This is a genomic window from Leifsonia sp. NPDC056824 (assembly GCF_042789575.1).
Taxonomy (GTDB): domain Bacteria; phylum Actinomycetota; class Actinomycetes; order Actinomycetales; family Microbacteriaceae; genus Leifsonia.
Window position 1 is genome coordinate 685,266 of the sequence record NZ_JBHUAV010000002.1, and the last position, 9,382, is coordinate 694,647.

The window sequence follows — 9,382 nt, forward strand, 5'->3', positions numbered from 1 at the left end:
GCGCATTCACTGTCAGGACCCTGCCGGGATGCTGAAGGATCGTCATTGAAATTCGGTCCATTGAACTTCTATTGTCATTCGACTATAGTTGTTCAATGCAGTTGAGTGTGTCCGAATACGCCGAGGCCCGTGGGATCTCCCGACAGCGCGCGCTCGCCCTCATCAACTCCGGGCAGATCAAGGCGAGGCGCATCGGCCACTCCTGGGCGATCGATCAGCTGGAGGTCAGCCACCGGCCGGCGATCAGCCGCCCGCTGAGCCCGAAGGTGGCTCGCCTGATCATCGCGGCGCTGTCCAGCGAAGAGGTCGAGCTCGACGCGCAGGAACGCTACTTCCTCAGTCGCTACCGTGACCGCCTTCGAAGCGATCCGTCTCCCCTGCCCCTGTTGCACTCGTGGTTGCGTTCTCGGCAAATCCGCGTGGTGGATGTGGCCGCCAACGCTGCCGACATAGCGGAAGTCTCCTCCGACCACCGAGTCGTCGCATCGGGCATCAGCGACGCCCGGGCCGGCCTTTCGTCGGCTCGAGAGTTCGAGGGATACGTCGCAGCCGCCGCACTCGAGGGATTCATGCACGACAACCTCCTCCTCGAATCCGACGCACCGAACATCCGCCTCCATGTCGTCGAGCAACTGCCCGCTGCGCCCATCCCCCTCGGATTCGTCATCGCAGATCTGATCGACTGGAACCGTCCTCGCGAAGACGGGCGCGCTCGTGAACTCCTGGAGGGTGTCCAGTGGCGGCCCTAGAGTTGCCGGCCATGACTCCACGGCAGGAAGCTTCGTGGCGCGGGATCATCGCTGTGGCACGTCGCGTTCCTGGCGGGTGGTGCCTTGTCGGCGGCCAGATGGTCCAGCTGTGGTGCTGGGAGAGGGAGGTGGAGCCCGTTCGCCCCACGGACGACGGGGACGCCGTCCTCGACATTCGGGCACAACCGAACATCATGACGCAGTTCACTCAGGCTCTGGTCGACTCTGGATTCGAGCCGGACGGTCAAGACTGGCGGGGTCACCAGCACCGCTGGGTGAACCAGGACCACGGCCAGATCGACATCCTGCTCCCCGAAGGCATCGGCGGGCGGGCGAGGCGGGTCGGCGTCCGCGGCGGCACAACTCTGGAGACTCCCGGCGCACAGAATGTGCTCCACCGCGCCGAGCCGTTCGAGGTTTCGCTTCGCGGCCAAACCGCGACGATCTTCCGCCCGACCTTGCAAGGCGCGCTGATCGCCAAGGCGTACGCATATGGCCTCGTCAACGATCCGTTGCGTCAGCGGCATCTCCAGGATTTCGCCGTGCTCTGCTCGATGATCAGAATCTCCGACCGCGTCGGGGACGGACTCCGACGCAAGGAGCGCAACAAGCTGTTCATGGCCTATTCCGCGGCGATCACGGACCCACTGGCGGTGAGCATCGATGACGCGAACGGCCTACGGCGACTGGCCGCTGCGGCGGCGTGGAGCGCCTAGCCCCGCGCACTGACGCCGATCGCCCGCATCCGCTCCTCGACACCGGTTCACAGGGCATGAAAAAAGCCCGCCTCCCCAGTGTTTTCGGGAAAGCGGGCTGTTGGTGACCCCAGCGGGATTTGAACCCGCGTTACCGCCGTGAGAGGGCGACGTCCTAGGCCGCTAGACGATGGGGCCGTCTTTGCAACTCATCGATAATGCCACAGATCGGGGCCCTCCGCCAAAACGGGGCCGTCAGCCCGGGAGTGTCGCGGCCCTCAGACCAGGACGCGGAGGGCGCCGGGGACGACGGTGACCTCCACCGGGAGCGGGCCGATCCGCTCGCCATCGGCGTAGGCGACGACGCCCTCGGCCTCGATCCGCACCGTGCTGAGGCTCCGGAAGGAGACCTCGGGCAGGCCGGTGTGCTCGCCGCGGAACACCTTCGGGAAGAGCCGGAGGAAGCGCGGGCGGGACATCTTCGTCACCACGAACAAGTCGAAACGGCCGTCGCCGAGGTCGGCGTGCGGGACGATGCGCATGCCGCCGCCGAGCGAGCGGTTGTTCGCGACCGAGACCAGCATCGCCTCCGTGACGATCTCCTCGCCGTCCACGACGATGCGGTAGGGGCGGGGGTGCAGGACGGCCAGCTCCCGGAGCAGCGCGAAGACGTAGCGGCTGCGGCCGCGCGGGCGCGTCATCAGGTTGGCGCGCTCGTTCACGGTCGCGTCGAAGCCCGCCGAGAGAACGCAGCCGAACCAAGTGCTCAGCTCGCCGTGCTGCTCGCCGTGCCGGATCAGCCCGGCGTCGATCGTGCGCGGCGGGCGTCCGAGCGCCTCGAGGAGCTGGTCGGTCGCCGCGTCGGCGTCGTCGGTCGGGATCCCGAGGCCGTCGGCGAGGTCGTTGCCGGTGCCGGTCGGGACGATCCCGAGCGGGACCTCCGTCTGGGCGACGATGTTGATGCCGAGGTTCGCCATGCCGTCTCCCCCGACGACCACGAGCGCGTCCGCGCCGGCCTCGACGGCGCGGATGGTCTCCCTGCGGAGCAGCTCGATGTTGGCCTCGTCCATCGGGATCACCGTGTGGCCGGCGGCGCGCAGCCGCTCGACGACGCGCGGGCCGACGTCGCGGCGCCGCCCGAAGGACGCCATCGGGTTGACCGCGACGACCACGGTCCGAGGGGAGACAGGCATAGACCACGACTATGGCATAGCCGCCGTCCGTGAGCGCGCGACACGGCCGGACCTGGCGCGCACCGCCCGGTGGAGGTTTGATGAACCCATGAGACTGACGAAGTTCGAACACGCCGCCCTGCTCCTGGAGGAGTCCGGGAAGAAGCTCTTCATCGACCCGGGCAGCTTCACCTCGCCGCTGACGGACACCGCGAACACCGTGGCCGTCGTCATCACGCACGAGCACGCCGACCACTGGACGCCCGAGCAGCTCAAGCGCGTGCTCGAGCTGAGCCCGGAGGCGCCGATCTTCGCCCCGGAGGGTGTCGCCAGGGCAGCCGCGGACTTCGACATCACGGTGGTGCACGCGGGCGACACGGTGGAGGCAGGCCCGTTCACCCTCCGCTTCTTCGGCGGCCGGCACGCCGTCATCCACGAGAGCATCCCGGTGGTCGACAACCTCGGCGTGCTGGTCAACGACGAGCTCTACTACGCGGGCGACTCGTTCGTCATCCCGGACGGCGTCGAGCTGGATGTGCTGGCGGTGCCGGCGGGCGCGCCGTGGATGAAGGTGGCGGAGACGATGGACTACGTGCTCGCGACGAAGCCGAAGCGCAGCTTCCCCACCCACGAGATGGTGCTGTCCCGTGCGGGCAAGGACCTCTCGAACGGCCGGATCGCCTGGGCGACCGAGCAGAACGGCGGCGAGTTCTTCGCGCTCGAGCCGGGCGACTCGATCGACCTGTGAGCGCGGCCCCCGACTCCCGCCCGGCCGTCGTCTGGTTCCGCGACGACCTCCGCGTCGCCGACAACCCGGCGCTCGACGCCGCCGCACGCACCGGGCGCCCCGTCGTCTGCGTCTTCGTCTGGGACGAGCAGTCCCCTGGCCTGCGGCCGCCCGGCGGCGCGGCCCGGTGGTGGCTGCACCACAGCCTCACCTCCCTCGACGCCGACCTGCGCGAGCGCGGCTCACGCCTCGTCGTCCTCCGCGGCCAGGCGGAGCCGACGATCGGCGCTCTCCTGACCGACGTGGATGCCGCCGCCGTGTTCTGGAACCGCCGCTACGGCGGCCCGGAGCGGCGGATCGACACCGCCGTGAAGACCGCGGCACGGGAGGCCGGGATCGAGGCCGAGAGCTTCGGCGCGAGCCTGCTCTTCGAGCCGTGGACCATCCGCACCGGCTCCGGAACGCCGTTCTCCGTCTTCACGCCGTTCTGGCGCGCGTGCCTGTCGGCCCCGCCGCCGCGCAAGCCGCTCGCCGCTCCGGCCCGGCTGGCGCACGGCCCGACCGTCGACGGCCTCGCGATCGACGAACTCGGCCTCCTGCCCAGCCACCCGGACTGGGCGGCCGGCCTCCGCGACACCTGGGAGCCGGGCGAGCCGGCAGCGCACGATGCCCTCGACGCGTTCGCCACCAGTGCCCTCCCCCAGTACCGCGAAGACCGGGACGTGCCGGGCGTCGACGGCACCTCCCGGCTGTCCCCGCGCCTGCGCTGGGGCGAGCTGAGCCCGCACCAGGTCTGGCACACGATCAGCGCCGCGCGAAACGCACGGACGAACGACGGCGCCCTGGCCGACGCCGCCGCCACCTTCCTCGCCGAGCTCGGCTGGCGCGAGTTCGCCTCCCACACGCTCTTCGAGCACCCCGACCTCGCCACCGTCAACATCCATCGCGAGTACGACTCCTTCCCCTGGCCGCGCCTGCACCCGTCCGTGCTGACGGCGTGGCAACAGGGTCGCACCGGCGTCCCCCTCGTTGATGCCGGGATGCGAGAACTGTGGACAACCGGATCCATGCACAACCGGGTGCGCATGGTCGTCGCATCCTTCCTCACCAAGAACCTGCTGATCGACTGGCGGCGCGGCGAGCAGTGGTTCTGGGACACGCTGGTGGACGCCGACCCCGCGAGCAACCCGTTCAACTGGCAGTGGGTCGCCGGCTCAGGCGCGGACGCCGCGCCCTACTTCCGCGTGTTCAACCCCGAGTTGCAGCGCACGAAGTTCGACCGGCACGGCGACTACGTGCGGCGCTGGGTGCCGGAGTGGGACACGGCCGAGTATCCCGAGCCGGTCGTCGACCTCCCCGAGTCGCGGCGGGCGGCGCTCGCGGCCTACGAGACCGTCAAGAGCGCTCAGCGCGCGTGATCGGCGAGGATCTGGTCCACGTCGATCTGCTGCAGCAGAGCCGGCCAGTCCAGCCCGCGCGCGACGTCGGTCAGCTCCTCGTCGGCCAGCACCTTCCCGCTGCGCTCGACGACGATCCCCGCTGGCAGTTTGCGGTTCAGCTCCGCCAGGATGGCATCGTCCACCGCCTCGGTGTCGAAGTCGGCGCCGACCTGCGCGTAGTAGTCGGAGGACAGCGTGTAGGAGACGATCCCGGTCTCGATCTGGCTCATGTGCCGCATGGTAGACCGGCGGGCACGACGTCCGTCAAGCCCTGCGCCCGGCCGCCCAGGCCGCGATCTCGGAGCGACGCGACGCGCCGAGCTTGGCGAGGATGTGCTCGACGTGCGTCGACACGGTCTTCGGGGCGATGTGGAGGGCGGCCGCGATCTCCCGGTTGGTCGCGCCGCCGGCGATCTGCGCGGCGACCTCCTCCTCCCGCGCGCTGAGCGTCGACGGCTCGACGCCCTCGGCCAGCCGGGCGGCCAGCTCGTCGGCCCGGCGCTCCAGGACCGTCCCGTGCGCCCGCGTCCGCGCCTCGGCGACGAGGGCGGCGGCCTCCGCGGGGCTGCGGGTGCGGCGCGCGCACTCGGCGCGGTCCAGGATGGCCTGCGTGCCCTCCCACCAGCGGCCCAGCGCGTCCCAGCCGGCGGAGGCCGACTCCAGCAGCTCTTTCGCGTCGGAGGGACGCCGCTCGCGCAGCGCGAGGACACCGGCGGCGTGCTGGAGCGCGAACTCGGTCCCCGGGATGCGCCGCCGCTCGACCAGGACGCCCACCCGCTCCAGCCACGACCGCGCCGCGGCGACGTCGCCTGCCGCCAGGTGCGCCCGCACGCCGGTGACCGCGAACGGGAACGCGTAGGCGGAGTCCTCGACACGGTGCGACTCAGCCGCGCCGCGCTCGCAGTAGCCGACGGCGGCGGCCGGGTCGTCCGCGAGCAGCGCCGTCTCGGCCAGCCCCCACAGCGCGGGCGACAGCCGCTGCAGCTCCTGCATCCGCTCGCCGATCGCCTCCGCACGGCGCAGCAGCTCCCCGGCGCGGGCGAGGTCGCCGGACGACAGCGCGCAGTAGCCGAGGACGTGCAGCGCGGTCACCTCCGTGGTGATGCCGCCCCGGCCGTCGGCGAGGGCGTGACCGGCGAGCTCGGCCGCTGCGTGGAGGTCTCCGCCTGCCCAGCGGACGTGCGCCAGGTGCGCGGTGAGGTAGTGCGCGTCGTTCCAGCGCTCGATGCGCTCGGCGTAGGCGATGCCGTCGGCCAGCCACTCGGACCCGCGGCCGTACTGCAGGAGCACCGACGCGCTCGAGCCGAGCATGCGGTACGCCCGGGCCGCCGCCTCCTCCCTGCCGTGCGCCGCGCCCTGCTCCGCCGCGCCGCGCAGCAGGTCCCAGGCCGGCTCGCCCTCGCCCGCGAACACCAGGACGGAGCCGAGCGTGGCGTCGAGGCCGATCCGGTCGCTCTCCGCAGTCAGGAGCGCCCGCGCCTCCAGGGCGACCCTGCGTGAATCGTCCAGCCGCCGCTCGAGCATGGCGGCGGCGGCCAGCGCGGCGAGGAGGCGGCCGCGCACCTGGGCGGCCTCCGCGTCGTCGTCGCCGTCGATCCAGCCGAGGGCGGCACGGAGGTCGGCCACCCGCGACGGGTAATCGGCTCCGAGCAGGTGCCGCGCGGCGACGAGCGCCGGCACGACGGCGGCGGCCTCCCGCGCGAGACCGGCGGCGCGGTACAGGTCGATGGCCCGCGCGAGCTCGGCCTCCGCCTCCCGGTTGGCGTCGACGGCGGCGAGCTCGGCGCCCAGCCGGCGCAGCACGTCCGCGCGGTCACCGCCGGCCACGGCGAGCGGCATCGTCCGCTGTGCGCGGCGATAGAGGTCGGCGGCCTCGCGATGCGCGGAGAGCGTGGACGCCCGTTCGGCCGCGCGCCGGGCGAGGGCGTAGGCCTCCCGCGCACGCCCGGCCCGCTCGGCGTGCAGCGAGAGCTGCGCGTCGGACAGGCCGGCGCCGGCGTCGACGACGCGCCCGTGCAGGATGCGCCGACGGGCCGACGGCACGGCGGAGTACACCGCGTCCCGGATGAGCGCGTGCCGGAAACCGTAGGTGCCGGTCGCCGCGCGGACCAGGAGGTGCTGCGCCACGAGGTCGTCGAGGGCCGCCTCCCGCGCGGCGCGGTCCCACTCGTCGCCGACGACCACGGTCAGCAGCCGGACGTCGCACTCGCGCCCGATCACCGCGGCCGCCTCCAGCACCGCGGACGACGCCGGGGCCAGGGTGCGTGTGCGGGACAGCACGGCCGAGGCGACGGTCTCCGGGGCGCCGTCGGAACCCTCGGCGAGCAGCTCCTCGACGTGCAGCGGGATGCCGTCGCTCACCGCGTGCAGCCGTTCAGCCTGCTCCGCGGACGGCTCGGCGCCGCGGATGGCGGCGACCATGCGCGCGACCCCGTCGCTGCCGAGGCGCGAGGGCCGCACCTCCTCCGCCAGCCGGTGACCGACCAGGTCGAGCCGCCACGCGGTCGCCTCGGCCGCGACCTCCGGGTCCTCGGTGCGGAAAGTCGCCACCAGGAGGCTCGGCCGCTCGCGCACGGCGACCGCGACCCGGCGGAGGACGTCGAGGCCGAGCTGGTCGGCCCAGTGCACGTCCTCCAGCGCGAGGATCGTCGGCAGCGTGAGCCCTGTGGCGAGGGTGGCGGCCAGCTCGGCGACGAGGAGGCGGCGGCGGGTCGAGCGCGTGGCGGGATCGGCGCCGTCGGCCGGGTCGCCGCGCAGCACCAGTCCCCTGATCCGCTCGGCCGCCGGCCCGTCCCCGGCCTCCGCGAGCGACGCGGCGACGCCGAGGAGCAGCATCCCCGGCGTCTCGCGGTCGTCGGCGTACGCGTCGGCGTGCACCCGCCGCGCGGCGCTGAGCGCGACGACCTCCTCCATCAGCCGCGACTTGCCGATGCCGGCCTCGCCCGCGATGAGCAGCAGGCCGCCCCGGCCCTCCAGCGCGGCGGCCAGCCGACGGCGCGCCAGCGCGAGCAGGTCCTCCCTGCCCACGAACACCGGGCACACACGTTCGGCGCCCCGGAACGATGCCGGCGCCGCATCCATGCGCGAAGCATAGCGCCGCGCGAACGGGTGCCGCACCGGGATCGGTCGGATGACCGATGCCACGGCCGCGCCCGCCCGAGCAGACTCGGACCGTCGCGGGGAGGACCCCTCGCGCACGAGGAGAAGGAGCCGATCATGGCACGATTCATGGACATCCACGACGGATTCGTCGGTGTCACCGAGGAGCAGCTCGCCGAGGCCCACGCCGCCGACCTGGCGGTCGAGGGCGAGGAGGGCGTGCACTTCGAGACCGCCTGGCTCGACCCGGAGAGCGGCAAGGTGTTCTGCCTGTCGACCGGGCCGTCGAAGGAGGCGGTGATGCGCGTGCACGAGAAGACCGGGCATCCCACGGATCAGGTCTACGCCGTCGACATCGTGGTCTGACGCGGGCCGGCCCGGCGTAGAGTGCGGCGCATGACGGATCGACAGGACACGCCGGAGCCCCCCGAGTCCCGGGAACACGAGCTCCGCGACAGGGTCTCCGGCCTCGGGGACACGCCGGAGGACGCACTGGAGGAGATCGAGAGCCGCAACGACTCGCTGGAGGAGCGGCTGCCGGACGAGGAGCTGCCCCACAGCGAGGGGGCACCCGGCCAGGGGTAGGCCGCTGCGGTCGTCCCTTACTGGGGACTGGGGAGGCCTCCCGCGCGTCCGTACGCTGGCGGGGATGAACGACGACGGACGGCGCTCGACGCGCATGCGCGACCGCGCCGCAGGCGCCGCGGTGATGGAGCAGGTGGTGCGCCTGCACACCCAGACGCCGCCGCGGTCCGCCCTCGCGCGCGCTCTCGGCGCCCGGCCGATCGGCGCGGACACCGCACCCTGGTTCGCGGGCGCGCTCGGCGAGCGCGAGGTGGGCGCACTGCTCGACCGGCTGCCGGAGGGCTGGAGCACCTTCCACGCCATCCCGGTCGGGACGCGCCCCGACGCGTCCGGCGCCGTGTCCGACGTCGACCACATCGTGGTCGGCCCGGCCGGCGTGTTCGTCGTCAACACGAAGCACCACCGCGGCCAGCGCGTGTGGGTGGGCGAGCGCGCGGTGCTGGTCGCCGGTCAGAAGCAGCCCTACCTGCGCAACTCCGACCTGGAGGCCTCCCGCGTGCGCGGCGTGCTCGCGCAGGCGGGCATCGCGGCGCCGGTGACGGCCGTGGTCGCGCTCGTCGGGACCAAGGAGGTCACGGTGCGGCAGCAGCCGCGCCGGGTCCTCGTGCTGCGCGCGGAGCAGCTCGTCCGGTGGCTGACCCGGCGCCCGGCCGTGCTGGACGCCGCCACGATCGCCGACGTGGCCCGGCTGTTCGACGACCCGGCGACGTGGCGCCCGGTGGACCCGTCCGCCGACACGCTGGAGCGGTTCGCGGTCATCGAGCGCGAGGTCAGGAGCGCGCAGCTCGTGCGCTTCGGCTGGGTGCTCGCGGTCGCGCTAGCCGCGGTCGCCGTCGCCCTGCCGCTACTCCCCCACTGACTCCGCCGAGGGGCACGTAAACGCCCCTAAAACCGCGTTTTAGGGGCGTTTACGTGC

General features: G+C 72.7%; 10 protein-coding genes and 1 tRNA gene. 7 read left to right on the plus strand and 4 right to left on the minus strand.

All coding sequences use genetic code 11. The features are described 5' to 3' along the window. Positions 1–95: 95 nt before the first annotated feature. Positions 96–749, plus strand: coding sequence for a hypothetical protein (locus ACFRFH_RS12840; RefSeq protein WP_382463380.1), 654 nt, complete (start codon positions 96–98; stop codon positions 747–749). Positions 750–760: 11 nt separating this feature from the next. Beyond that, the gene (locus tag ACFRFH_RS12845; protein ID WP_382463381.1) at positions 761–1,465 is read left to right on the plus strand and encodes a hypothetical protein; all 705 of its coding nucleotides are present in this window, start codon (positions 761–763) and stop codon (positions 1,463–1,465) included. A gap of 101 nt (positions 1,466–1,566) precedes the next feature. Here the strand turns inward: ACFRFH_RS12845 and ACFRFH_RS12850 are convergent. After that, a tRNA-Glu gene (locus ACFRFH_RS12850) sits at positions 1,567–1,642 on the minus strand. 80 nt (positions 1,643–1,722) lie between these two features. Then, a complete protein-coding gene (locus ACFRFH_RS12855) occupies positions 1,723–2,637 on the minus strand; it encodes a diacylglycerol kinase family protein (RefSeq protein ID WP_382463382.1) in 915 nt (304 codons plus the stop codon). Between the two features lie 88 nt (positions 2,638–2,725). On the opposite strand from ACFRFH_RS12855, the gene ACFRFH_RS12860 reads away from it, so the two are divergent. Next, positions 2,726–3,364, plus strand: a complete 639-nt coding sequence (locus tag ACFRFH_RS12860) for an MBL fold metallo-hydrolase (protein WP_382463383.1) — start codon at positions 2,726–2,728, stop codon at positions 3,362–3,364. Beyond that, the gene (locus tag ACFRFH_RS12865) at positions 3,361–4,761 is read left to right on the plus strand and encodes a cryptochrome/photolyase family protein (RefSeq protein WP_382463384.1); all 1,401 of its coding nucleotides are present in this window, start codon (positions 3,361–3,363) and stop codon (positions 4,759–4,761) included. The genes ACFRFH_RS12860 and ACFRFH_RS12865 overlap by 4 nt, the downstream gene beginning before the upstream one ends. Here the strand turns inward: ACFRFH_RS12865 and ACFRFH_RS12870 are convergent. Next, on the minus strand, positions 4,749–5,012 hold the full coding sequence (locus tag ACFRFH_RS12870) for a hypothetical protein (RefSeq protein ID WP_382463385.1): 264 nt from the start codon (positions 5,010–5,012) through the stop codon (positions 4,749–4,751). The two genes, ACFRFH_RS12865 and ACFRFH_RS12870, sit on opposite strands and share 13 nt — an antisense overlap. A gap of 34 nt (positions 5,013–5,046) precedes the next feature. Next, positions 5,047–7,863, minus strand: coding sequence for a LuxR C-terminal-related transcriptional regulator (locus ACFRFH_RS12875; protein WP_382463386.1), 2,817 nt, complete (start codon positions 7,861–7,863; stop codon positions 5,047–5,049). 135 nt (positions 7,864–7,998) lie between these two features. Here ACFRFH_RS12875 and ACFRFH_RS12880 point away from each other — a divergent pair, with 135 nt between their 5' ends. From ACFRFH_RS12880 to ACFRFH_RS12890, 3 genes are all read left to right on the plus strand, one after another. Then, positions 7,999–8,247: an SCO4226 family nickel-binding protein gene (locus tag ACFRFH_RS12880; protein ID WP_382463387.1), complete on the plus strand. Its 249-nt coding sequence runs from the start codon at positions 7,999–8,001 to the stop codon at positions 8,245–8,247. A gap of 30 nt (positions 8,248–8,277) precedes the next feature. Further along, entirely contained in the window at positions 8,278–8,466 is a 189-nt protein-coding gene (locus ACFRFH_RS12885) for a hypothetical protein (protein WP_382463388.1), read from the plus strand. 64 nt (positions 8,467–8,530) lie between these two features. Next, positions 8,531–9,325 carry a nuclease-related domain-containing protein gene (locus ACFRFH_RS12890; RefSeq protein ID WP_382463389.1) on the plus strand — a complete coding sequence of 265 codons (795 nt, stop codon included), beginning with the start codon at positions 8,531–8,533 and terminating at the stop codon, positions 9,323–9,325. Positions 9,326–9,382 lie beyond the last annotated feature (57 nt).